The sequence below is a fragment of the Cupriavidus taiwanensis genome (assembly GCF_900249755.1).
GTDB lineage: Bacteria > Pseudomonadota > Gammaproteobacteria > Burkholderiales > Burkholderiaceae > Cupriavidus > Cupriavidus taiwanensis_D.
Genome location: NZ_OFSQ01000041.1, coordinates 1 through 22,441, shown reverse-complemented (window position 1 = coordinate 22,441; position 22,441 = coordinate 1). Strand labels below are relative to the sequence as shown.

Below are 22,441 nucleotides of genomic sequence, written 5' to 3'. Positions count from 1 at the left end.
CCGTACCTTGCCCTTACCCCCTGGCAAAGTACGCGGCGGCCTTTTTTAGGATGTCGCGCTCCTCCTCGACACGGCGAAGTTCGGCGCGCAGTTGTTGGTTCTCGCGCTGCAGATCGGCATCCTGCTGCGTCTTGCGTGCCTGCCGGCTGACCCCGCTGCGGCGAAGCCACTCGTACAGGCTGTGGCTCGACACCCCCAGCCGCTGCGCCACTTCCGCCACCGGGTAACCGCGTTCGGTCACCTGCTTGATCGCCTCGGCCCGGAACTCATCCGTATATCGCTTGCTTTTCATGCTTCCTCCAGTCTCAAAAACACCCTATCAGGTGTCTACAAGACCGGGGACGTACCAAAGTCTCTAGAAAGGAGATGACTATGAAAACGAAGAAACACGCCTTGCTGTTTGCGGCGTTGCTGTTGGGTGGGATGTCGGCTTCGTATGCTTTGGAAATGACCGGGTTGAAACCGGGCGTGCCTGCGTCGACGGCGACGGCGCAGGCGATGGCGAAGCGTCACGCGACCTTGTATGGCGATCCAGCCGGCCAATCTCAGGCCAGTCGCATTATCGACGTGAAGCCAGGGATGCGGTATGTCAACGTGGACTCTGGCGAGACGGTGGCGTTTCGGGCCGGCGAGAAGATCGTCGCATGGACCTTCGCCCAGATGGTCAGGGATACGAGTGTGGACCTTGGCTTGTTGATGCCGGATCTGCCGGGTAGCGCTGGCGTGCGCGTCTATATTGATAGAAGCGACCTCTTCACAGGTGGCTGAACGTTGCTGAACCGGTGAACTACAGGCCCCGCACAATGCGGGGCCTTTTTCATCGTCATTGGCGTCGGTTCTGCCGCTTAGCAATACACGAGGCGATGGGAAGTTGTAGCACGCGCCACCGCATCATGAACGGCACCGGATTGACGCCGATGGAGGGAAAAAAAGCTTGCCCTCCGGGGAGGGCAAGCTTCGGAAGCTTTCGCCATCGGGATAAAGCGAAAGAGCACCAAGAGCCAAGCAACTGACGGGTGCCTGGCTCCCCCACAGAGGTCGGTCTGAGTTTCAGGGACGGCTTGCGTCAAATTCCGCGTGCGCCATCGGTGAACACATCACGCGGCCCAATACGCGAGCCGTCGGTAAATACGTCACGCTGGCCGAGGCGTGCGCCGTCGGTGAACACGTCGCGCTTGTCGATGCGTGCACCGCCGGCGTAAATGTCGTTGACTGCGGCGCGTCCGCCGTCGGTGTAGGGGTCGCGGGGACGGTGGATCTGGCCATCAGGGGTAGCAGCGATGGCGGAGCCGGCGGCAGCAATCGTGAGGGCAGCAGCAATCAGGGCAGTGTGAATCGTCTTCATGGAATCTCTCCGGAGTCAATGTTTGTGAGTCTCTAATCGCTCACCGTGTTCACAGTCTAGCTACCGGACCTGCTCCACTGAATTACCCGCGTATTACGATCCTGTCATAAAAAAATGCCTCCCGGTTGGGAGGCACAAACTCTCTTGAATTAACAAGAAAGTGTCGATTCTTTTGAGCTCGCTCAGAACTTGTGGCGTACGCCTACGACGACGCCGGTCTGATCCTTGCCAGGGACAACGTTGGTCGGGCTGCCGGTCGTCGAGTTGTAGCCGTTCATGCCCAGCTGCGAGTTGCCGCGGTTCAGTGCATAACCGACGTTCATATACACATCGGTACGCTTCGAGAAAGCGTAATCTGCCGAGGCAACGAACAGGAACGGGTCTGCGCCAGAATTGCGGCTGTCCGTGTAGTAGGCGGCGCCGGTCAGCGTCAGTGCGGGCGTCAGGCCATAGCGCAGGCCGGCCCAGTAAATGTTAGAACCGTTCGTCGGCAGCGCACCGACATTGCCGTTGTACCAGCGATAACCAATAAATGCCTTAGCCGGTCCGAAAGCGTAGCTCGCGCCAATTAGAGCGCGGCGGTCCTTGCGGTCGGCCGTGGCGACGGTGCTGCCCTGGATCTCGTCGTACACCGCGCCGACAGCGAGGGCGCCGGTTTCATACATGAGCGATACGCCCATGTTTCGATCGACCTTGTAGTTCCCCGGCACTTCGCCGCCGCCGGTGCGGCTAAAGCTGTAGAGGCCGGTGACCGTCAGGCCACTGAAGATGCCACGGTACTTGATAGCATTGTCAGCGCGACCCGCCAAGACGTCATCCATCTTGAAGAGCGAGTAGCGCGGCGCGAAGCCCATCGGGTCGAGTTGCAGCGTGGTGTCATACATTGGTGTCGTTTGACGACCCAACGTCAGTTGACCATATTTGCTACCCAATCCTACGAAGGCACTACGATCAAAAAGACGGGTGCTGTTGTTCTGTGCGCCGGTGTCGAACGAAATGCCGCTTTCCAATTCGAAGATGGCTTTCAGACCGCCGCCAAGGTCTTCGACGCCACGCAGGCCCCAACGCGACGTCGACATGTTGCCGGAGGTCATGCGAACCTGGTTCGAGCCACCGGGCGAAGCCGATGGGACGTTGCTCAGATACTCGATACCCGCGTCGGCCACACCATACAGCGTGACGCTCGATTGAGCGAATGCGGTTGTAGCGAACAGACCGAGGGATGCGACGGCAATGCGACTAATCTTCATGGATTCTCCTCATTAAGACCCGAAATTAATTTGGTGGGGGCGAGTATAGAAATCTGCAGATGACGGTCAGATTGCGAAGTAATTACGTGGGGTCACTTCGTCGCGTGATGACGACAAGGTGGAACGTACCGGGGTTATGTGGATTGACATGGCTTTCGCGCGGACGCGTCAACCTGTGTGCGCGCGAACATTGCGGGCCGGTAATGGGAAACTCACGAAAAGAGGTCGCTTCTCTCGAAGCAAGATCGACTGCCTTTGCAATACGCTGCGGGTTCCGATCTAGTTGGAGAGTAAGGATGGACACGCCATACGTCGCAAAATGGGCGCGTAGCGAAGACAGCGTTCATGAGCAAGCGCTGCGACTTCGCACACGGAGGTTCGAGCTGCTGTCTGCAAATATTGCAAATGCGGATACGCCGAACTACAAGGCGCGCGATATCGACTTCAGCGCCGAGTTGGATAGGGTGATGGGCAGTGGCCAGAATTTTGCGGGCATGACCATGACTTCGCCGCGACACATCGAGGCAAGCAAGCCCGCGCTGGAAGAGGATCTGATGTATCGCGTCCCCCTGCAGTCGAGTATGGACGGCAACACCGTGGAGATGGACGTCGAGCGTGTGGCGTTTGCAGAGAACGCGCTGCGGATGCGGTTCTCCATTCAAAAGACTGCCGACGAGTACAAGGACATGCTCAAGCTCTACCAGGACATGCGGCCCTAGCGGGGAAACCGCGACTACTGGCAGGGCGGCTTGGGTGCGGCGACAGCGCTGGACGCGTCTCTGGAAGACGGCTCCGGTGTGCTCGCTGCGGATTCCTGCTTCGACGGATGTTTGGCTGTGCGATGTCGCGGGTTGGCCGCCCAGGCAACCCGTTGGTCGCGGGAGGCGTATCCCGTGTCTGAATGTCCAATGGCGAGGGTGTGCCACTGGGTCGGCTTCTCGCTGAGTCGATCACCGGTCGCAGGAGCCGGCAAAGCGTAGGCCAGCAAGGCAGAGCATGCGACGGCGCTAATCATCTGTATGGTTCCTGGACGGATGACATGAGGATCCTGTCATCCGCAAGATAGTACGCTCAGATTGCGGGCACATTACCAACGCATTACGGCGGGGCATTGGGGCGCTGACTCGTTGAGCTTTGTTGTTGCAATGCGGGGCACACTAGTTGCTAATAGTGTGCAACGGCGTGAATGCCGATTCAGACTGACTGGAGCCCGCGACAATGACCGAAAAGCTGCGCCTGGACATTCCTGTCTTGCTTCCTGGCCTTCCCGATTCCTCTGATCCCTGTGTAGAACGGTTGCTGTCCGAACTGAGAGGGAAAGAGGGCGTCGAGGCGGCGCATATAAAAACTGCAAATGTTGATAGCGATTCACAGATATGTGTCCACTACGATCCCGCAGCGATTTCCCTTGCCCGCATCCGGGAGCTGGTGACAAGCACGGGTGCGGTGATTTCGTCGCGGTTTGGTCATGTGCTTTGGCAATTGAAGGGCGTCTGGCACGAACGACGAGCGCGAACCGTAGCTAGCCAACTGCGGGCCTTGCCCGGCGTCATCGAGGCCGAAGTCAGCGCCTCCGGCATAGCGCGCGTCGAATTCGACAACGATCGGATCTCCGCGGCAGGGATCGAGCAGGCCCTGTCAAAACGCGGGCTCGCGCCGGTTGAGATCGGTGCCCGGAAGAGCGGTCATGCAGACCATGAACACCGCGAAGGCGTCAAGGATCATGCACATGGGGAAGGCGAGGGGCATGAGGCCCACGCACACGGCAGCGTGTTTGGCCCGAATACTGAGCTAATCTTCTCCCTGATCTGTGGGGCCTTGCTTGGTCTCGGATTTGCCGTTGGTAAGCTGTTCGGCAGCCTGCCAGCATGGATTCCGGTTGCCTTCTTTGTCGGCGCGTATTTTTTTGGTGGTTTCTATACCGTTCGGGAAGCGATAGAGAACCTCCGGCTAAAGAAGTTCGAAATCGACACACTGATGCTGGTAGCCGCCGCAGGGGCGGCGGCGTTAGGCGCTTGGGCGGAAGGCGCGCTACTTCTCTTTTTGTTCAGTCTCGGCCACGGGCTCGAACACTACGCCATGGGGCGCGCCAAGCGGGCGATCGAAGCGTTGGCGGCGCTCGCACCGGCTACAGCAAGTGTGCGGCGTGAAGGCGAGGTACGAGAGGTCCCCGTCGAGGAATTGCAGGTGGGGGATGTGGTGGTGGTTCGGCCGAACGAACGCCTCCCCGCCGATGGTTTTCTGGTAAAGGGGGCTTCCGCAGTCAATCAAGCGCCGGTTACTGGCGAAAGCATCCCGGTCGACAAGCAGCCCGTGGATGACGCCGCCGCAGCCAGGAGGAAGCCCGATGCCGTAGGGGCCGTGTCCCGCGTGTTCGCCGGAACCATCAATGGCGCCGGCGCCATTGAAGTGGAAGTGACGCGCCTTTCCACGGACAGCGCCCTGGCGAAAGTCGTCAAGATGGTCAACGAGGCCGAAGCGCAAAAGTCACCGAGCCAGCGGTTCACTGAGAAGTTCGAACGGATCTTTGTTCCTGCAGTGCTTGTGCTGGCGGTATTGCTGCTGTTTGCAGGGCTAGTGATCAATGAGCCGTTCAGTGCGACCTTCTACCGCGCCATGGCGGTGCTGGTTGCCGCCAGCCCATGCGCGCTCGCCATCGCGACACCGAGCGCGGTGCTGTCGGGGGTAGCGCGCGCCGCTAGAGGGGGTGTACTGATCAAGGGCGGGGCGCCGCTCGAAAACCTGGGTTCACTGAAAGCCATTGCATTCGATAAGACGGGGACGCTGACGGAGGGGCGCCCCCGTATTACCGATGTGATGGTCGCCGAAGGAGTAGCTGAAGCGGAATTGTTGAGCGTAGCGGTCGCCGTGGAGTCGCTCAGCGACCACCCGTTGGCTGCGGCCATTGCCCGCGATGGCCGCAAGCGCCTGGAAGGCAGTTCCATCCCGGAAGCGTCTCATCTCCAAAGCTTGACCGGACGCGGGGTCACGGCGACGTTGTGCGGTAAGACCGTCTGGATTGGCAAGCCTGACATGTTCGGCGCCGACGGGATTGCACCGCTTAGCGAATCGATGGCGAGCGCAGTGCAGACGCTGCGCAGCACTGGCCGCACGACAATGATCGTCAGGCAGGGAGATCGGGACCTCGGCGCCATTGGGCTGATGGACACGCCGCGCGCCTCGGCGCGCGCTGCCCTCGAGGCACTGCGCAGGCTGGGTATCACACGCATGATCATGATCTCCGGCGATCACCAGCGCGCAGCCGAAGCCGTCGCCAAGGACGTAGGTATCGATGAAGCCTGGGGCGATCTGATGCCTGAGGACAAGGTCAAAGCCATCCAGACGTTGCGCGCGGAAGCCAAAGTGGCCATGGTCGGCGACGGCGTCAACGACGCGCCGGCAATGGCCAACGCCACGGTGGGCATCGCAATGGGTGCGGCAGGTTCAGATGTGGCACTGGAAACGGCGGATGTTGCGCTGATGGCCGACGACCTCCAACACCTGCCTTTTGTGGTCGGTTTAAGCCGACATACGCGGGCCATCATCCTTCAGAACGTGTATATCAGCCTCGGCGTCGTGGCGTTCCTTCTGCCAGCCACGATCCTCGGCCTCGGTATCGGGCCCGCCGTGGCCATGCATGAGGGGTCGACGCTGATCGTCGTGTTCAATGCGCTTCGACTGCTAGCCTATCGCGACAAATCCCCATGACGGGCCCCGGCCGCAATGATGGCGATGCCAGATGCGGCGGCAGCTATGGCCGCCGACTCATTTGGCGGCATTGCCGCAACTTCCACAGAACTTTGCGTCGCGTGGGAGTAAGGTGCCGCATCGACTGCACGGCGCCGGAGCCAGTGAACTGCCGCATTGCTGGCAGAAGCGCGCGCCCTGGGCGCTCACCGTGCCGCAGTTGGGGCAGTGGACGCCGGCGGGGCTTTGTGGTGGCAAAGGATTCCCATAGCCGTAGCTGCCGCCACCATCATGATGACCTCCTCGACGACCGTGCTCACTTCCGCCGCCGTGATGACCGCCGCTGTGACGGCCCATGAGCCTTTCCAAGAAACCCATCATTCCTCCTAAGTGGATGGATCGTCGCTGCGGCCCCGTGGTGTCGGGTGCTGCGACGACTTGCGCTGCTACGCGTCAGCCAATGCCTGTAGTAAATAGTCTGTAGTGACTACAGGGTCAATGGTCGGTGGATGCGAAGAACGGAATAAGTTGAATACGAGGCTCTTTCTTTCGAAAACGTCATGATCCCGATAGTTGCTGGCCATGTCGTGAGAGCGCATGGAAGGCGGGCTGTCTATCGGCTTGGCGCAAGGGTTTCCGTGAGGATGGCATCCCGCTGAGGAGCCTCGGGGAGGCCAGGAGCTTTGCCTTCCGGGCATCCGGGTGCGTGAAAGATTGCTGCAGGCGGGGTGCCACCCCGTGTCGCTGCGGCCACCTGCCCCGGCTCAGCGGTGGGGGTGCCGGGGCCGATCGGCGCCGTATAGCTTGCCACCAGATACACCGGCCGCCGCTTGACTTCATTGAACAGACGCCCAACATATTCCCCGAGCACGCCTAGGAAAACCAGTTGCAGGCCGCCCAGCAGAAGCAGGGCGGTCATCATGGATGGGTAGCCGTGTACGGGGTCGCCGTAGAGCAGCGTCTTGCCAACGATGAAGGCGGCCATGCCAAAGGCGGGAACGGCAACAAGCAGGCCGATCGAGGTTGCAAACTTGAGCGGCACGGTGGAAAAGGCAGTGATGCCATCCACGGCAAAACGCAACAGCTTGCGGTAGTTGAACTTGGTCGTCCCGGATGCCCGCGCGTCACGCCGATACAAGACGGCCGTCTGCCGGAATCCTATCCAGGCATACAGCCCCTTCATGAAGCGGTGCTGCTCCCGGAGTTGTCCGAGTGCGGCAACGGCACGACGGCTCATGACGCGGAAGTCGCCGGTGTCGGCCGGAATCTCCGTATCGCTGAGCTTGCCCATCAGGCGGTAAAACCAGTGCGCGGTGAACTTCTTGAGGAACGATTCGCCATCCCGGGAAGTGCGCGTGGCGTACACCACGTCGAACCCCTCGCGCCATTTCTCGATCAACGACGGAATCAGTTCGGGCGGATCCTGCAGATCGGCGTCGATGATCACAACGGCGTCGCCGCTTGCCACGTCGAGGCCCGCCGTTAGCGCGGCTTCCTTGCCGAAGTTGCGACTCAGCTCGACAATGCCGACGCGCGCTTCGGCCGCCTTGAGATTGTGTGCAACCGCCAGTGATCGATCGCGGCTGCCATCGTCCACGTAGATAATCTCGTAGTCCGATGCCAATCCATCCATCACGCGGAGAAGCCGAAAGTGAAACTGTGGCAGGACAGCTTCTTCATTGAAGAGCGGTACGACGACCGAGATCTTCTCTGGCAGCAGGCTGGCGGCATTCATCGCATCGCTCCATTCATGAACGTCCAATTTGCATGGAGTACGTAGTTGACCAACATGACGAAAATTGTCGAGAGGATTTGAGCAACCAGGTAGTGAAGCCCCAATGCTAGTCCAGCCCACATCAGAAGTGAGTTAAGAAAGAACGCCAGCGCGGAAACGAGAATGAACCGTCCGAAAGTGGCGCGTTGTGGTCGGACTGGTGTGAACACCCATCGGCTGCTGATGCAGTAGTGCGTCAGAAGGCCTGCAACACTGCCGGCGGCAGACGCCGGTAGCGCTGCAACCCCGAAACCGACCAGCGTGATCAGTGTTGCGTAGTGTGTAGCGGTTGCCGTCGCCCCCGCGCCCAGAAACCGTACAAATCGTGATGGGATGTTCATGGTTTTTGCACCAGAACGTTGACGCCATGTCGTCCGATCACAGTTGTGTTGCCGCCGAGCAGCGGTCTCAGTCGATGAAACGTCTCGTGCCGCATGACCGCGAGCTTGTGACCAGGGGTCAGCCATCGCTGCGCAAAAGCTTCTTCATTAGCAATCCACTTGTCGGGCTCGACCGAGAAGCCGAGATCCAGCTCGGATCTGGCCCCGACAATGATCGGTTCTCGTTCGGCGTAAAACGCCAGACCTCGGTCAATCTGGCCCACGTTGAACAGTTGTGTGTTGTCGCGGGACGCCGCCTTGGCTTCCAAGCCAAGTGGTTTGATGGAGAGGGACCCAAACGCCCGAGACGCCATCAAGCCAGCCTGAAGGCTGGCCAGCGTCGCCAGCGAAGCGACGGCAACCGCGCAGAGCCTGTGGCCGCGCAGGGCGATCCCAAAGGCCAGGAAGCCACCGATGACCAGAATGCCCATCGTGATGGCGCCCCAGGTATGCAATGAGGCCGGATTGCTGATATTGAGCTTCAGTACCGCATTCGACATTGTCGGATGCCATAGCAGCACGGCGATGGCAACGCCGAGCACAGGCATGGCAAGAAAGCTTGCCGCCAGTGTGGGGCGGGCTGCAGTCATGGATCTGTACGCGAGCAAGACGGCCACCGGTGGTAAGGCGGGCAGGATATAGAGCGGCAGCTTCGAGCGCGAAATCGAAAAGAAGGCAATGACAACGACTACCCACAGCGACAGAAACAGTCGTGCGTCGAAGCCAGGCGTTGCCTGTGCGCTGCGAGAGCGGAGTGCGATAGCACGGGGAATCAAGCCCATGAACGGCAGGACGCCTGCCGCACCAACGGCCAGGAAGAACCAGAATGGCTTGTCCCGCTCGTGAACCGAGGACGAGAATCTCGCGAAGTGTTCGTGGATGAAGAAGTAATTCAGAAATTCGGGGTTGCGCTGGGACACCACGACAAACCAAGGCATGGTGATGGCCACCGCAAGCAGGCTCCAGCGCCAGAATCTCGCGCTAAAAAATGCGGAAAATTGTCGAGTGACCGCCCCGTATAGCAGCAGCGTGATTCCTGGCAGTACCAGGGCAATCAGGCCTTTGGCAAGAAATGCCAGACCGACCAACAACCAGATCAGGGGGTATAAGCGAGGTTCCCGATTCTGGTAGGCCACGGCGAAAACGAGAGCGGCACTGCCGAGCAGTGCGCCGACACCAATGTCTGTTGTTGTCAGATTCGAGCCGAGAATCCAGAGGGGAGCGCCGATGAGCACCAGCGCTGAGGCGAGGCCTATGCGCGTGTCATAGAGCGATCGCGCCGCCCACCATGCGGCGAGTGCGCCCAGCAGTCCCACAAGCGCACTCCAGATCCTTGCTGTCCACTCGGACGGCCCGAAGAGCGTATAGGCGCTGGCGGTCGCCCAATACTGCAGGGGCGGCTTGTCGAAGAACTTGATGCCGTTCAACCGCGGCGTGACCCAATCGCCGGAGACGAACATCTCGCGCGGAACCTCGGCGTAACGACCCTCGTCGGGTTCATAGAGGGGACGCACGGATAGCGTGGACATCCAGAGGACCACCGTGAGTGCGATGGTCAAAGCCATGAAAATCTGTCGCTTCAAGAGACTGCCCGTCCAGGTGTGCGGTGGCCACTGCTACCGCGCTTGGTCAAATGCTCTCAGGGCGCAACGACATAGATGCCGGATGTGGTTCGTCGCCGTCGTGATGTTGGATCATGGAGCAGTTCACGCGGCGCCGCTTGACGCCCCACGAGCCGAGGATGCGATTCACGCGGGAGTCCGAAGGATGGCGACTTGGCCAGCAGAGAGCGAACAGCGGGATTCTAGGGCGCTCACCTGTCGGGGGGATTACGAGATGATGACGGCGCAGTCCGCCGTCGAGTGCTTTGCGGCAGAAGAAGTTGCCTGACGAAGCGTCAGCGTTAGCTCATGGTAACCCAAGTGCTTCGGAGAACGGGCGTCGGGTTCGATGCGTTGGTGCGTAACCATTCGGCAATGTCGCCGCAATGTTCTGCATAGTAAACTTGACGCCCCGCAGTTGTCAGCGGGCCTCATCACCCTTAGTGCTCAAGCCTAGGAAGTCGCTTTCCATCAGATGTTCTTAGGCGCAGCCTCTTTCGAAGGTGCTTGTCTTTCGCGCTGCGCTTAGATCCGGGGTGTTCGTTGTCAACCCCAAAAAGTCGCAAGGACTTCGCTGCTATGCGGTCGAGACTGACGGCACTTCTGATGGCAATCTCGACCTATCAGGCGTGGGATTTCTACCACCTTGCAACGCGAACACCGGACGCTCATGTCGTCGCCGACGCAGTCGCGTAGGTAGTGGGCGGCCTCGCGATCCTTTGGTTCGTGATTCGAAAACGGTGTCGTCGTGTCAGCCCAAACCGACCTGTTTCTGAGGCGCTACCTGGCGCAGCCAAGGTACGAGGGCAGGTGATGGCGGAACGAAACGAGGTGGCAATTCAGGCGACGCGGCAGTTGTTGCAGTCGATGCTGCTGCAGTTCGAGCGCTGGAAATATACGCCATCGGAAACGGAAGTGGCGATGCTTCTCATAAAAGGGTTGACCCTTGAAGAGTGCGCTCACTCGCTAGCGTGGCATGATGTGACGGTGCGGACAATTGCCGCGGGCGTATTCGCCAAGGCGAACCTCAGCAATCGCCATCAATTTGCCGCCTACTTTTTCGGTGATCTGTTGGTTGAGCCGATCGAGCCTGCACCTCGATCAAAAACCGGTGAGTGTAGGCACGACGCCGGCATGTAAGTTGTCGCGCTTGACCTTCAAGCAAAGACCGGAACGGTAAAAATCCGATTATTGGTATCTGTGCCACAGTACGGTGCTGTGGCTGTATCTCTATTTCGATGAACAAACTTCTTCAAGCTATACACGAAAGCTTGCCGCAGTGGCTGGCAGATTGGTTCGACATTCTTGTTCCCGCTATCGAGGTCGTGCTGATTGCGGCTGGCGCATGGTTAGCAGTGCGCATCGCGCGGCGGTTGCTTAGAAAGCTGACCAATACATATTCTCTGCCAGGAAAAGTTGCGGCGCTGTCTTTGCGTGTGGTCGCGACCATCGTGTACGTAGCTGCCACGCTCTGGGCTCTGGAGCGAATGGGCGTGTCTGGAACCGTCCTGTGGACCGCATTCACGGGATTTGCCACTGTCGGGGCGGTCGCGTTTTTCGCCGCGTGGAGTGTACTCTCGAACCTGTTCTGCGCGCTCCTGATATACGTCACCGGTGCGTTCCGCATTGGGGATGTTGTGGAGCTTCTTGAGAACGGGGAAAAGCCGGGAATTAAGGGCCGTGTGCTCGACGTAAATCTCGTCTATACCACCTTACTGGAAACAACAGTCGAAGGACAAGAGGTGGTGCTGCAGCTGCCGAACAGTCTGGTGTTTCAACGTGTGCTACGAAGGTGGAAGTAACCGCAAGGGTGGCGCGGTCAGGCAAGGACGGAGACCGGCGCAAGAAGGGAAGCCCCGCTTCGCTTTTTTGAGGCCGAGCAAACTACTCAAGACCTTAAGCCGCTGGCGTCCGCGATGTCGGCGGACGCCGCAATACTGCTTGACTTCAGTGGCAGTGACGAATGCCGGTCTTGTGGTCCATATGGCAGCCTTGGCTGTCAGTCCCACCACTATGCGCCCACACGCCGCCCGACGCACAGGCCAGAACGGCCGTGAGAATGATGGTGATCCGTTTCAAGAAAGGTCTCCCTGGAGTGTTGGTTAGCGGTCTCAGTCTGCCGCAAGTTCCACACTATCATCACTGCGATTGCCAGCCCTCCCCGCCGCGGTAGGGCTGTTGCGGCTGTGTCACAACTGTCTGCGCTCGCTACGGCCAACGCACCTCAGCAACTTAACGAAAATGCTGACGGCCGCTGGCGCCCAAGTTTGTAGGTGAATCGACGCATAGCGTCCCCGCAATCCCGATGGCCTCGCCGATGGCCAGGCCATCAGGGTTCTGCGTGCTCTGCCTGCGCCGCAGCCACAGGTCACCGACGACATTGAACTGTGGCTGGCACCGCGGGCCGTGCGCGCATTGCGAGCCCACGGCATTTCCACACTGGCGGACCTGACCGTGCGCGTGCCGCGCCGGCGCCGCTGGTGGGGCGCGATCCCGGGGCTGGGGCAAGCGAGCGCGCGGCACATCGAGGCCTTCTTCCACGCCCATCCGCGGTTGACGGAGCGTGCGCGTGCCCTGATCGTCGGCGCGCCGCCAGGCGAGGTGGTCCCGTGGGAGCGGCTGAAACTGCCCGACGAGGTGGACGGCTCGCGAGGCAGCTTCCGGGCACCGCGACAGGCCTGCACGCTCGACGCATCGAACGACTACGAAGCCGTGCAGGCCTGGCTCGCCCTGCACGAAACCCAGACCACGCAGCGCGCCTATCGCAAGGAGGCGGAACGCCTGATCCTGTGGGCGATTATCGAGCGCGGTCGGGCGCTGTCGTCGCTTACGACCGAGGACGCCATCGCCTACCGCGGGTTCCTGCGGCGACCAACTCCGCGTGAGCGCTGGATCGGGCCACCGCGGGCACGCAGCGCGCCCGACTGGCGCCCCTTCGCACGGGGGCTATCGGCACGTTCGACGGCCTACGCCCTCACGGTGCTGGGCGCCATGTTCCGATGGCTGATCGAGCAGCGCTATGTATTGGCCAACCCGTTTGCCGGCATCAAAGTCCGCGGCCGCACGCGGGTCGCGCCACTCGATACCACACGTGGCTTTACTGAGGGCGAATGGCTGCTGGTGCGCACCATTGCCGATGGCCTGGAATGGTCGTACGGGTGGGACGTGCCCGCAGCGCAGCGCTTGCGCTTCATTCTCGATTTTGCCTACGCGACCGGCCTGCGGGCCAGCGAACTGGTTGGCGCGACGCTGGGCGATATCCGCACTGACGAGCGCAACGACCGCTGGCTGCACCTGGTCGGCAAAGGTGGGCGCCCGGGAAAGGTGGCGCTACCGCCACTTGCGCGAACCGCACTCGATCAGCATCTTGTACAGCGCGGACTGCCGGTGACACCAGCCCGTTGGGACCCCAGGACACCCTTGATCGCCAGCCTGGAGCAGGACAGCGTCACTAACATCACCGGCACCCGGCTGTGGATGGTAATGCGGCGCTTCTTTGGCCAGGCCGCGGACATCATCGCCGGCGACCACCCGACACTCGCCGAAAAGCTGCGCCGAGCCAGTCCCCACTGGACGCGGCATACCCACGCTACACACGCCCTCGCTCGCGGCGCGGAACTGACCACCGTGCGCGATAACCTACGCCACGCGTCGGTGGCCACCACCTCGATTTACTTGCAAAGCGACGAAGTCAAGCGGGCACACCAAATAGGTCAGGCCTTTGCCGCTCGGTAGCCGACGTCCGTGCCGACTGGCTTAGCGTGCAATATTTTCCGTTTTCTGAAGCGACCCCAGGTACAGCGAACTCCAACGGCTCTGCGCGCCGATGATCTGATCAGTAATGATGTGGGCCGCGACTGTGCCGTACACCAGCCCGTCGGTGGAGAAACCAGTGGCGATGAAAGCCCCTGACTCGTCCCGGCCGATGTAGGGAAGGCCGTCCGGAGAATGAAAGTGTTGTGCCGACCAGCGCTGAACGGGTGAACCGACAGCCAGGTATTCCTGCGCGGCCCGTTCAAGTTGAGCGAGTGCCGCGGCTGCATCATGCCTTCCCGTTTCGTGGTGTTCACCGATGCAAAGCAAGTAATGCTTGCCGTTTGCCTCCAATCCGCGGACCGATAGCCTGGGATGGGCCTGCGCCCAGAAGATGCCAGCCGGAACGGCTTGTTCGTGGAAGGCCAAACCATATTCGCGGCGCACAGCCATGCCGGCTTGCACCAAGTGAAAACCCAGCGGGGAATGGGTGGCCAGCACAATATGGTGGCCGAAGGCGGTACCGGTCCGTGTGCGAACGACGCCGACTTCCAGGTCCAGCTCGAGGGCAGGGGAGTTTTCGAAGAGGCGGGCGCCGGCGTGTTCGGCTTGCAGGGCCAAGGCGTGCAGATAGCCGATCGGATGGAACTGCGCTTGTGCCGAAAGCAGAAGCACCGCGCCCTTTGCGGCGGGCAAGCCGGGGGGCATCTCAGAGGCCAACTGCGCGTCCAGACCTGCTGCGCGCAATGCCTTCAGCTCCCCCAGTATGGTCGGCTCGGCATCCGGGCTTAGCGGATACTGGTACATCGGGCAGCGGCGGAAGCCGCTGCTCGGCCCCATCGCCTGCGCTTGCTGCTCGATCCAGGCGATCGCTTCCCCGCGAGACGCTACGACGGCGCGGGCGGTGTCCGCTTCGCACTTAGCCGCCAGCGTTTCGAGGCCACCGGTGACGGTCTGATACAGGTTACCGGTGGAGCCGCCGCTATCACCCGCGCCTACGGCACGGGCTTCGATCGCCGCCACCGACCGGGCGGTCTTTGCGAGCAGCAGGGCGGCGGTCAGGCCCGTGATGCCGGCACCGACGATCACCACGTCGACGCGCAGGTCGCCCTCAAGGGCCGGTCGAGGCCGACGCGGGCGCGTGGCCGCCCAGATGGAGATCGAGCCCATCATGCCTCCTTGTACCGAGTTTCATGGCGGCACAGGTTATCGGCGCAGGCGTCCAGGACTTCCCGACATCGCGGGTCAACGCCATGGTGCTTGCGTGCGCCGGGCGCCGTCCCTTGGTGGCGCGGCGGCACTGGCAGCCCAACAGATAGCAAAGCAGATAGCAAAGCGCGTGCCGTGATTGGATAGCCCGCGCGTGAATGCTGGTCTCAAATTGAGCGCCGGGCATCGCGCGGGAGAACGCTCGTCGGCGAAGGCAACGCGAGAAGAGGCGCGTGTGCGGGACGAACTGGTCAGCCCGAGCAATGTTGGCATCGCCCCTCCCAAGGAAGCGAATCAAACGGAGTCATCCGCGCATGACCAGCGAAATACTAAGTCGCCATAAACTCGAAGTGCCGGCAGGCCACGACATTACCGGGCTGTAATCAACGCGCAAGCTTATTCCTGAAAGATATTCCTCGCCTTGTAATTTGGCCTCAATCTTTAAGCGGAAATGAGCGCGGTCATAGCACCGTCGCGAGCAAAGGGAGGGCAAAACGTGCGAGCGCTGCGGCCTCGCGGTGCGGCCGGTCCAAATATTGCTGTGACGATAGCGGCGCCGACGTGGCGTCATCACTTCAAGGAGCCGACCATGCCGCATCAGAATTTTCAACACTGTATCGACGAGTGCAATGCTTGCGCAGTGGCATGCGAGCACTGCGCCGCCTCGTGTCTAAGTGAGCCGAACGTACACGAGATGGCCGAGTGCATTCGCCTGGATCTCGATTGCGCCGCAATGTGCCGGATGGCCAGCGCCTATATGGCGCGGGGAAGTCGCTTCGCCAAGGATCTGTGCAACCTTTGCGCGACCGCTTGCGAAGCATGCGGTGCCGAGTGCGAGCGACATGCGGCTCAGCATTGCCAGGAATGCGCTCAAGCGTGCCGGCGTTGTGCGCAGGCATGCCGCGCCATGGCGTAGCACGATCGGCTGCCAACGGCAGAACGGCCATGACGCTAACTTTTTGGCTCTCTACGGTCACGCGAAAGCCCGCGCGGACTACAGGACTGCAACGTCGCTGTCATTAAACGCGTCGGTTCTTCCGGCCGCCACCAGCGGCGACGGGATGCCGTCTCAGCGTCCGGTCGAGCATGGCGAAGACATCCCTAGCGTCGATTCGTTGCGCCGTCACCGTTGACGAAGTCGCTCATTCGTGCCGGCGGCTGCGGCGTGCCACCCATCGCGGGTCCATCGGAAGAGCCGCCTCCGTGCGAGTTGTGTGCACAATCATCTGCGTGATTGCCATCCTGGCTGTGGTAGGCATGCTGTTGATGCATAAGCGCATGATGGGCGGGCTAAGTTGTTGCTGGACCGGCGGCCGCGTAGTGCGCCGGATAAGGGCGGTGGCCGCCTAGTTGATGCCCGCCCGGAGATCGCTCCGGCGACCGCGCGCACGCAGCGCACCGGAGAGCGGCTGGGTTACTTGGTCTGATCCATCATTTCGCGACACTTTTGCATCATGGCGTCATGGTGGCGCAACATCGCCTTGGAGTCGTCCGGCTTCTGTGGCTTGTGTTGCTGCGCTTCAGCCCGTTTGGCGGTACGAGCGCGGCTTGTCTGATGCTTGGGCCCACGCGATGCCCCCAAGACCGGACAATCCTGCCATCACACCCCCCGCAGCCAGACCCTGCACGAAGCGGCGGCGCGGTAGGTTGGCCAGCACAATGCCAGACTGTCGATCACGTCCCATGAAATAGTCCTTTTTGCTTGAATGGCCGCATCGGACAGCGGCAAAGAGAGAGTAACGAGGACGAGGCTACCGACAACTTACCTGAACATTACATTCCGGTAATGTCCGGGCCACTCGGAGCAGGGCTGCGTAGACTCGCCATGGGCTGACCCAAGCGCAGCCATACAATCGGAAAAAGGAAGCTCGAACATGAAACTGCTCGTCGTAGAGGACGAATCCAAGACAGGCCAGTACCTGCGCCAGGGATTGACCGAGGCCGGATTCGTTGTCGACCTGGTTGGCAACGGGCTTGATGGACAACACCTGGCGCTCAACGAGTCTTACGATCTGATTATTCTCGACGTCATGCTGCCGGACCTCGATGGCTGGAGAATTCTGCTGAGCCTGCGCGCGGCCGAGAGCGCGGTTCCGGTCTTGTTCCTTACTGCCCGCGACAGCGTCGCTGATCGGGTCAAGGGACTGGAGCTCGGCGCGGACGATTACCTGGTAAAGCCATTTGCATTCTCCGAACTGTTGGCTCGCGTCCGGACGCTGCTGCGCCGCGGCACTGTGCAGATGGGGCTGGACCGCATTCAGGTGGGCGACCTGGTGCTTGATCTTAGTCGACGTCGCGCTTCGCGCGGAGGTCGCCGGATAGCGCTGACCAGCAAGGAGTTTGCGCTGCTCGAACTGCTCGCCCGCAGGCGGGGAGAAGTTCTGCCCCGCTCGTTGATTGCGTCCCAGGTGTGGGATATGAACTTCGACAGCGACAGCAATGTGATCGACGTTGCGATTCGCCGCTTGCGAGCCAAGATCGACGACGACTTCGACGCCAAGCTGATTCAGACGGTGCGAGGCATGGGGTACGTGCTGGAAGCGCCCGAGGGGCAAGAATGAAGCGCCGTATGTCGCTGACCATGCGGCTGACGTTGTTGTTTTCTCTGACGTCGGCATTGGTGCTACTTGGCCTCGGAATACTGATCTGGCTTTCCATGGACCGGCATTTTGCCGACGAAGATTATGTGGTGCTTGGGGACAACGTTCGTCTGATTCAAAAGATCGCTCAGGAGCAATCCAGCACGCACCTGCCGAGCCGTCTTGCGGAAATGGTGGAACATCACCCCGGTTTTGTCGCCCATGTGAGCACCGCGAAAGGTGACGTCATTTACCGCACCAATGGGTTCGATTTTGGCGCCATGCTCAACGTTATTGGCCGGCTTGGACCGGATGAGACGACCTTGAGCTGGCAGCAGGGAGACAAGGAATACCGAGGTATGCGCGCGCACGCGACAGTGCCCGGCGAGTCGGTGCCCTTGGCGGTGATGGTCGGCATGGACACCGAAATCCATGCCCACTTTATGCACGCGTTTCGTCGCTCGCTGGCCTTCTATACCACGTTGGCGGTGCTCGCCAGCGGCTTGTTCGGCTGGTGGGCAGCCAGGCGCGGTCTGGCGCCGTTGCGAACGATGGCCTCTCGCGCCAAGGGTGTCACGTCGAATCACCTTGACGCCCGCATGCCCGTGGAGACCGTGCCGGTGGAGATGGCCGATCTGGCGGCGACGCTGAATGCCATGCTCGAGCGCTTGCAGGACGATTTCCGGCGATTGTCCGAATTCTCGTCCGACCTGGCTCACGAATTGCGCACGCCGATCACCAACCTGATGACCCAGACCCATGTCGTGTTGTCGCAGCCGCGCGAGGCCGCCAAGTACCGCGACGTGTTGGCCTCCAACGCCGAGGAGCTGCTGCGCCTTGGCCGCATGGTGTCCGATATGCTTTACTTGGCCAAGATGGAGCACGGCATCACGCTGCCCAACGAGGAGTCGATCCATGTCGGCGACGAGGCCCGCGCGCTGTTTGATTTCTACGACGCCTTGGCCGAGGACAAGGGTGTGCAGCTGCGCCTGCAGGGCGACGCCAGCATCGTGGGCGATCGCCTGATGTTGCGCCGCGCACTGAGCAATCTGCTGTCGAACGCACTGCGGTATACGCCCAGCGGCAAAGCGATTGTGATCAAGGCATGCGAGCAAGACGGCGGCGCCACCATCGTGGTCGAGAACCAGGGCGAGGGGATCGATCCCGAGCTGTTGCCGTCGTTGTTCGACCGGTTCTTTCGGGCCGACAAGTCCAGGGCGCGCGCTGATTCGGACAGCGTGGGGCTTGGCTTGTCGATCACGCAAGCCATCATGGTGGCGCACCGCGGTGGAATCTCGGCTGAGTCGTCAGGCGGTCTCACCCGCTTTATTCTGACCTTCCCGCGGCGCCAGCCACGAGCTTAGGGAGGCCGGTCCCCCATGGCGAGCTGCGAGGCACGTGCTGATGCCAGCAAGATCGGCATACTGTTAGGCCATGTGCCGGATCCCGCTGCCAATAGCGACGCTATTGAGATAAGTGTTCTTATCGTAATAGCCAGTTCGCTGCGCTAAACTGGCCCCCATGAAATCACGCCTGACCCTACCTAACTCCACATCATCCGCCAGCACGGGTATGGATACGGCCCCGACCGATGCCTCCACGGCACTCCCCGATGCCGCGTCCCTGGCCGCGCTGCGTGCCTGGCATGCCGGCCTGAGCTCCCGGCAAGCCGTGGCGCAATACCTGGGGGAGGAGAGGGCGCGCGGCCAATCCTCGCGCGCCGTGCTGGGCCGCATTCGCCGCCGGCTTGCCTTGCTGGCACGCGAGCGCGGCCGCGACGATCTGGCCGCGTTGTTCGAGATGCCGGCGTCGGCGCGGGTGGCGCAGGGCAGGGTGGCCGACCGTGCTATCGAGGTCCTGCGCACGCTGCCGACGCCACAGCCAGCGATCACCGACGACATCGGCCGCTGGCTACCGGCCCGCGCCGTCGCCGCCCTGCGCGCCCACGGCATCGAGACGCTGGCGGCGCTGACGGTGCGCGTGCCCAGGCGCCGACGCTGGTGGGCAGCCATCCCGAGGCTGGGCGCGACCGGTGCCAGACAGATCGAGGCGTTCTTCGCCGCGCATCCCGAGCTGACCGAGCGGGCCCGCGCGCTGATCGTGCAGGAGCGGCGCAGCAGCGTCGTGCCGTGGGAGCAGCTACGCTTGCCCCATCAGGTCGACGGCTCCGAAGGGCGCTTTCGCGCCCCGCGCGCGACGTGCACCTTGACCGCGGACAACGACTACGAGGCGGTGCAGGCCTGGCTGGCGCTGCACGAGTCACCGGCTACTCACCGCACCTACCGCAAGGAAGCGGAACGGCTGATCCTGTGGGCCATCGTCGAGCGTCAGCGGCCGCTGTCGTCGTTGACCACCGAAGACGCCGTGGCCTACCGCGCCTTCCTGCGGCGTCCCATGCCACGAGAGCGGTGGGTCGGGCCGCCACGCCCGCGCTCGTCGCCGGACTGGCGGCCGTTCACCGGTGCGCTGGCCGCACGCTCGGTCGCCCATGCGCTGTCCATCCTTGGGGCGATGTTCCGGTGGCTGGTCGAGCAACGCTACGTGCTGGCCAATCCCTTCGCCGGCATCAAGGTGCGCGGCGGCGGCCGCACCGCGGCGCTGGACAATTCGCGCGCCTTTACCGACGGTGAATGGAAGTTGGTGCGGACCATTGCCGACGGGCTCGAGTGGTCCTACGGTTGGGAGGCCGCCGCGGCGCAGCGCCTGCGCTTCGTGCTGGATTTTGCCTATGCAACGGGGCTACGTCCCAGCGAGCTGGTAGGAGCCACGCTCGGGGATATCTGGACCGACGCGCAAGGCGACGAATGGCTCGAGCTGACCGGCAAGGGCGGCCGCAGCGGCAACGTGGCAATGCCCCCGTTGGCGCGGCGGGCGGTGGAGCGCTACCTGACGGAACGCGGACTGCCCATCAGTCGGCGTTTGTGGCGTCCCGAGGTCCGCCTGGTCGGTGATCTGGGCAGCGAGCCCGAGATCGGCATCTCCAGCACGCGGCTATGGCATGTGGTGAAGCGGTTCTTCAAGCTGGCTGCGGATGTCATTGGTGCGGACCATCCGGCGGCGGCGGACAAGCTGCGCCGCGCCAGTCCCCACTGGATGCGCCATACGCACGCCACACACGCGCTAGGAAGCGGCGCGGAACTGACCATCGTTCGAGACAACCTGCGGCATGCGTCCGTGTCGACGACGTCGATCTACCTGCACAGCGACGAGGTAAAAAGGGCAAGGCAGATCGGAGAGGCATTTGGGGCGTAAATGACACCCGCAAGGGCGCCAATAGCGGGCTGTACGGACGAATAAGGGACTACAATCTTGCCCCTTCGTTGCCGAGCGGTTCGGGCTCAAAACACGGAATCCTTCAAGCCGAATCCCCTTGTTGGCATCACGGCGACCGTCATGCTGTCGGCGTGTGGCCCCGCCGCGCACAGGGCGATCGCGCGCCGTGCATGGTGACGGCTGCGCAAATCGACGAACTCGAGCATCAGAAAGGCCAAGCAGATGGCCGCCAGCACCAAACCGCCCACGCCGCCGGAAGTCTTGCCATAGGTGAATGCCGCGACGGCCAGGCCGAACATGGTCACGGTGCCGAAGCAAAATGCCCAGAAGCTGGGCGTCACCTGACCTGGTCGGAGCGCGACGTAGGTGGGGCCGGCGGTAAAGCCATGGTCCTCATTGAACCGCAGATAAGGCCAACCGGAGGCCGCCCAGCGCGCGAGCGACAGCGCTGCCGAATGCTGCGCGATGTAGCGCAGTTGGGCGACTGAAAAGCTCCGGCCATAGGCTGCATACATCCGTCCGCAATCGGCCAGCGTCGGTGCGGCAGGGGCCATCACCTCCCACGCTCGCGCTACAGCATCCGGATTTCGCACACATGGCTCGCGCGCCAGCCAAGACAGTACTTGCACGCCCTGTGACCAAGGCACCGCCGAAGATTCCATGTCCGCCCCCCGAATTGTCTGCCACGCCACGGCAGTGTCCTAAAGTAACTTTGCGTCACTTTACACGGCTAGCAAAGAGGCCGACAACTCGGACAGGGGTATCTCGCAGGCGGGGGCGCGAGCACGTGCAAACGGTAGAGAGAGCACACGGCGCTCCCGGCATAGTCGCCGGCTGTGCCGTCATCGAAACTGCCAGCCTCCGAAAGGTAAGCGCCTAGGGGCGGGTAACAAATTTATGCAAAAACGGGTAACAAATTTATGCAAATTAACGGCAGCGCTTGTTGTAGCCAGCTGCGGAATCGACGTGATTTGACATAACACATATTATGCGCAGCGAATCGAGCTTCGGGATCACAGAAAAAATTCACGTTATGTAGAGTCAAGCCCCCGGCATCGGGGGTTCAGAGGCAGAAGCCAGCACCGTTAGGTTGCTGGCTTTTTTGTTGCCGGAGACAGCATGTACAAGCCGTCCAGGCGCTGGGTCAGCATCACAGAGTTCGAAAGCCTTTCCAGCGGTCTACCACGAAAATACCTTTGCAGCCTGTTGCGACGCTGCGACAGAACCATCCGTGACTGGCAAGCCGGACGTCGGCCCATACCAGCATGGACAGTCCAAGCACTTCGCCTACACCAACTAGAAACGACGGAGGCTTACCGGGATATGTTCGGTAGGCCACCGACGCTGAGTTGAGATTCCATCGAAGCACGGCCCCCGTAGAGGGGGCCGCGCGAACGGTCAGGGAAGCCCCTGAACGGGGCTTTCGCCGGTCGCCCTTCGGGCTGGCGACTCGAATCGCCCTGACGTGGTGTTTTGCCGCGGAATTGGCTTGCAGAAAGGGGGGTACCCTACCGACGCGGCGTGTCCTCGGGAAACGCCGCCAGATCGATAGGCGTCAACTGTCGATTCTTCGGCCCGCCAGTCATGGCG

At 61.6% G+C, this 22,441-nt stretch carries 19 protein-coding genes and 3 pseudogenes; 11 read left to right on the top strand and 11 right to left on the bottom strand.

The annotated features are described in order from the left end of the window. Positions 1-292 (bottom strand): annotated as a pseudogene (locus CBM2594_RS26575) (transposase); the annotation flags it as partial. Positions 293-366: 74 nt separating this feature from the next. Between CBM2594_RS26575 and czcE the strand changes: the two are divergent. After that, positions 367-768, top strand: a complete 402-nt coding sequence (gene czcE, locus CBM2594_RS26570) for a copper-binding periplasmic protein CzcE (RefSeq protein ID WP_011514820.1) — start codon at positions 367-369, stop codon at positions 766-768. 298 nt (positions 769-1,066) lie between these two features. Here the strand turns inward: czcE and CBM2594_RS26565 are convergent, their stop codons facing one another. Next, on the bottom strand, positions 1,067-1,345 hold the full coding sequence (locus CBM2594_RS26565; protein WP_008646716.1) for a hypothetical protein: 279 nt from the start codon (positions 1,343-1,345) through the stop codon (positions 1,067-1,069). A 182-nt stretch (positions 1,346-1,527) separates the two neighbouring features. Next, positions 1,528-2,595, bottom strand: coding sequence for a porin (locus tag CBM2594_RS26560; protein ID WP_011229350.1), 1,068 nt, complete (start codon positions 2,593-2,595; stop codon positions 1,528-1,530). A gap of 296 nt (positions 2,596-2,891) precedes the next feature. Here CBM2594_RS26560 and flgB point away from each other — a divergent pair, with 296 nt between their 5' ends. After that, positions 2,892-3,314 carry a flagellar basal body rod protein FlgB gene (gene flgB, locus CBM2594_RS26555; RefSeq protein ID WP_008650726.1) on the top strand — a complete coding sequence of 141 codons (423 nt, stop codon included), beginning with the start codon at positions 2,892-2,894 and terminating at the stop codon, positions 3,312-3,314. Between the two features lie 499 nt (positions 3,315-3,813). Next, positions 3,814-6,303, top strand: coding sequence for a heavy metal translocating P-type ATPase (locus CBM2594_RS26550; protein WP_011514822.1), 2,490 nt, complete (start codon positions 3,814-3,816; stop codon positions 6,301-6,303). Between the two features lie 57 nt (positions 6,304-6,360). Here the strand turns inward: CBM2594_RS26550 and CBM2594_RS26545 are convergent, their stop codons facing one another. From CBM2594_RS26545 to CBM2594_RS26530, 4 genes are all read right to left on the bottom strand, one after another. After that, positions 6,361-6,639 (bottom strand): zinc ribbon domain-containing protein, encoded by a 279-nt coding sequence (locus CBM2594_RS26545; RefSeq protein WP_223277440.1) that lies wholly within the window; start codon positions 6,637-6,639, stop codon positions 6,361-6,363. 256 nt (positions 6,640-6,895) lie between these two features. After that, entirely contained in the window at positions 6,896-8,017 is a 1,122-nt protein-coding gene (locus CBM2594_RS26540; protein WP_008650723.1) for a glycosyltransferase family 2 protein, read from the bottom strand. Next, the gene (locus tag CBM2594_RS26535) at positions 8,014-8,397 is read right to left on the bottom strand and encodes a GtrA family protein (RefSeq protein WP_008650722.1); all 384 of its coding nucleotides are present in this window, start codon (positions 8,395-8,397) and stop codon (positions 8,014-8,016) included. The genes CBM2594_RS26540 and CBM2594_RS26535 overlap by 4 nt, the downstream gene beginning before the upstream one ends. Continuing rightward, on the bottom strand, positions 8,394-10,001 hold the full coding sequence (locus CBM2594_RS26530; RefSeq protein ID WP_008650720.1) for a glycosyltransferase family 39 protein: 1,608 nt from the start codon (positions 9,999-10,001) through the stop codon (positions 8,394-8,396). Before CBM2594_RS26530 ends, CBM2594_RS26535 begins: the two co-directional genes overlap by 4 nt. Before the next feature lie 849 nt (positions 10,002-10,850). Between CBM2594_RS26530 and CBM2594_RS26525 the strand changes: the two genes are divergently transcribed. Further along, on the top strand, positions 10,851-11,177 hold the full coding sequence (locus CBM2594_RS26525; RefSeq protein WP_049768032.1) for a helix-turn-helix transcriptional regulator: 327 nt from the start codon (positions 10,851-10,853) through the stop codon (positions 11,175-11,177). Between the two features lie 98 nt (positions 11,178-11,275). Next, on the top strand, positions 11,276-11,839 hold the full coding sequence (locus tag CBM2594_RS26520) for a mechanosensitive ion channel family protein (protein WP_012435773.1): 564 nt from the start codon (positions 11,276-11,278) through the stop codon (positions 11,837-11,839). Between the two features lie 145 nt (positions 11,840-11,984). Here CBM2594_RS26520 and CBM2594_RS26950 read toward each other — a convergent pair whose 3' ends face one another. Beyond that, on the bottom strand, positions 11,985-12,062 hold the full coding sequence (locus CBM2594_RS26950) for a YHYH domain-containing protein (RefSeq protein WP_223819874.1): 78 nt from the start codon (positions 12,060-12,062) through the stop codon (positions 11,985-11,987). Between the two features lie 297 nt (positions 12,063-12,359). On the opposite strand from CBM2594_RS26950, the pseudogene CBM2594_RS26510 reads away from it, so the two are divergent. After that, positions 12,360-13,772, top strand: a pseudogene (locus CBM2594_RS26510) (phage integrase family protein); the annotation flags it as partial. Positions 13,773-13,793: 21 nt separating this feature from the next. Here CBM2594_RS26510 and CBM2594_RS26505 read toward each other — a convergent pair. Next, positions 13,794-14,963, bottom strand: a complete 1,170-nt coding sequence (locus CBM2594_RS26505; protein WP_103519529.1) for an NAD(P)/FAD-dependent oxidoreductase — start codon at positions 14,961-14,963, stop codon at positions 13,794-13,796. 625 nt (positions 14,964-15,588) lie between these two features. Between CBM2594_RS26505 and CBM2594_RS26500 the strand changes: the two genes are divergently transcribed. Next, entirely contained in the window at positions 15,589-15,915 is a 327-nt protein-coding gene (locus tag CBM2594_RS26500; RefSeq protein ID WP_012435770.1) for a four-helix bundle copper-binding protein, read from the top strand. After that, positions 15,842-16,132 carry a hypothetical protein gene (locus CBM2594_RS26495; protein ID WP_162491053.1) on the top strand — a complete coding sequence of 97 codons (291 nt, stop codon included), beginning with the start codon at positions 15,842-15,844 and terminating at the stop codon, positions 16,130-16,132. Before CBM2594_RS26500 ends, CBM2594_RS26495 begins: the two co-directional genes overlap by 74 nt. A 426-nt stretch (positions 16,133-16,558) precedes the next feature. On the opposite strand, the pseudogene CBM2594_RS26490 reads toward CBM2594_RS26495, so the two are convergent. Beyond that, positions 16,559-16,684, bottom strand: a pseudogene (locus tag CBM2594_RS26490) (twin-arginine translocation signal domain-containing protein); the annotation flags it as partial. 189 nt (positions 16,685-16,873) lie between these two features. On the opposite strand from CBM2594_RS26490, the gene CBM2594_RS26485 reads away from it, so the two are divergent. The 3 genes from CBM2594_RS26485 to CBM2594_RS26475 all read left to right on the top strand — a co-directional run bounded on the left by CBM2594_RS26485 (position 16,874) and on the right by CBM2594_RS26475 (position 20,830). Continuing rightward, positions 16,874-17,560, top strand: coding sequence for a heavy metal response regulator transcription factor (locus tag CBM2594_RS26485; protein WP_012435768.1), 687 nt, complete (start codon positions 16,874-16,876; stop codon positions 17,558-17,560). After that, a complete protein-coding gene (locus CBM2594_RS26480; RefSeq protein WP_012435767.1) occupies positions 17,557-18,942 on the top strand; it encodes a heavy metal sensor histidine kinase in 1,386 nt (461 codons plus the stop codon). Before CBM2594_RS26485 ends, CBM2594_RS26480 begins: the two co-directional genes overlap by 4 nt. A gap of 157 nt (positions 18,943-19,099) precedes the next feature. Continuing rightward, entirely contained in the window at positions 19,100-20,830 is a 1,731-nt protein-coding gene (locus CBM2594_RS26475) for a phage integrase family protein (protein WP_041672593.1), read from the top strand. 86 nt (positions 20,831-20,916) lie between these two features. Here CBM2594_RS26475 and CBM2594_RS26470 read toward each other — a convergent pair whose 3' ends face one another. Continuing rightward, positions 20,917-21,405, bottom strand: a complete 489-nt coding sequence (locus CBM2594_RS26470) for a hypothetical protein (RefSeq protein WP_012435765.1) — start codon at positions 21,403-21,405, stop codon at positions 20,917-20,919. Positions 21,406-22,441 lie beyond the last annotated feature (1,036 nt).

Coding starts and splice junctions, on each gene's coding strand:
- czcE (WP_011514820.1), top strand. CDS start 367: ATGACTATGAAAACGAAGAAACACGCCTTGCTGTTTGCGGCGTTGCTG.
- CBM2594_RS26565 (WP_008646716.1), bottom strand. CDS start 1,345: ATGAAGACGATTCACACTGCCCTGATTGCTGCTGCCCTCACGATTGCT.
- CBM2594_RS26560 (WP_011229350.1), bottom strand. CDS start 2,595: ATGAAGATTAGTCGCATTGCCGTCGCATCCCTCGGTCTGTTCGCTACA.
- flgB (WP_008650726.1), top strand. CDS start 2,892: ATGGACACGCCATACGTCGCAAAATGGGCGCGTAGCGAAGACAGCGTT.
- CBM2594_RS26550 (WP_011514822.1), top strand. CDS start 3,814: ATGACCGAAAAGCTGCGCCTGGACATTCCTGTCTTGCTTCCTGGCCTT.
- CBM2594_RS26545 (WP_223277440.1), bottom strand. CDS start 6,639: ATGGGCCGTCACAGCGGCGGTCATCACGGCGGCGGAAGTGAGCACGGT.
- CBM2594_RS26540 (WP_008650723.1), bottom strand. CDS start 8,017: ATGAATGCCGCCAGCCTGCTGCCAGAGAAGATCTCGGTCGTCGTACCG.
- CBM2594_RS26535 (WP_008650722.1), bottom strand. CDS start 8,397: ATGAACATCCCATCACGATTTGTACGGTTTCTGGGCGCGGGGGCGACG.
- CBM2594_RS26530 (WP_008650720.1), bottom strand. CDS start 10,001: ATGGCTTTGACCATCGCACTCACGGTGGTCCTCTGGATGTCCACGCTA.
- CBM2594_RS26525 (WP_049768032.1), top strand. CDS start 10,851: ATGGCGGAACGAAACGAGGTGGCAATTCAGGCGACGCGGCAGTTGTTG.
- CBM2594_RS26520 (WP_012435773.1), top strand. CDS start 11,276: ATGAACAAACTTCTTCAAGCTATACACGAAAGCTTGCCGCAGTGGCTG.
- CBM2594_RS26505 (WP_103519529.1), bottom strand. CDS start 14,963: ATGATGGGCTCGATCTCCATCTGGGCGGCCACGCGCCCGCGTCGGCCT.
- CBM2594_RS26500 (WP_012435770.1), top strand. CDS start 15,589: ATGCCGCATCAGAATTTTCAACACTGTATCGACGAGTGCAATGCTTGC.
- CBM2594_RS26495 (WP_162491053.1), top strand. CDS start 15,842: ATGCGGCTCAGCATTGCCAGGAATGCGCTCAAGCGTGCCGGCGTTGTG.
- CBM2594_RS26485 (WP_012435768.1), top strand. CDS start 16,874: ATGAAACTGCTCGTCGTAGAGGACGAATCCAAGACAGGCCAGTACCTG.
- CBM2594_RS26480 (WP_012435767.1), top strand. CDS start 17,557: ATGAAGCGCCGTATGTCGCTGACCATGCGGCTGACGTTGTTGTTTTCT.
- CBM2594_RS26475 (WP_041672593.1), top strand. CDS start 19,100: ATGAAATCACGCCTGACCCTACCTAACTCCACATCATCCGCCAGCACG.
- CBM2594_RS26470 (WP_012435765.1), bottom strand. CDS start 21,405: ATGGCCCCTGCCGCACCGACGCTGGCCGATTGCGGACGGATGTATGCA.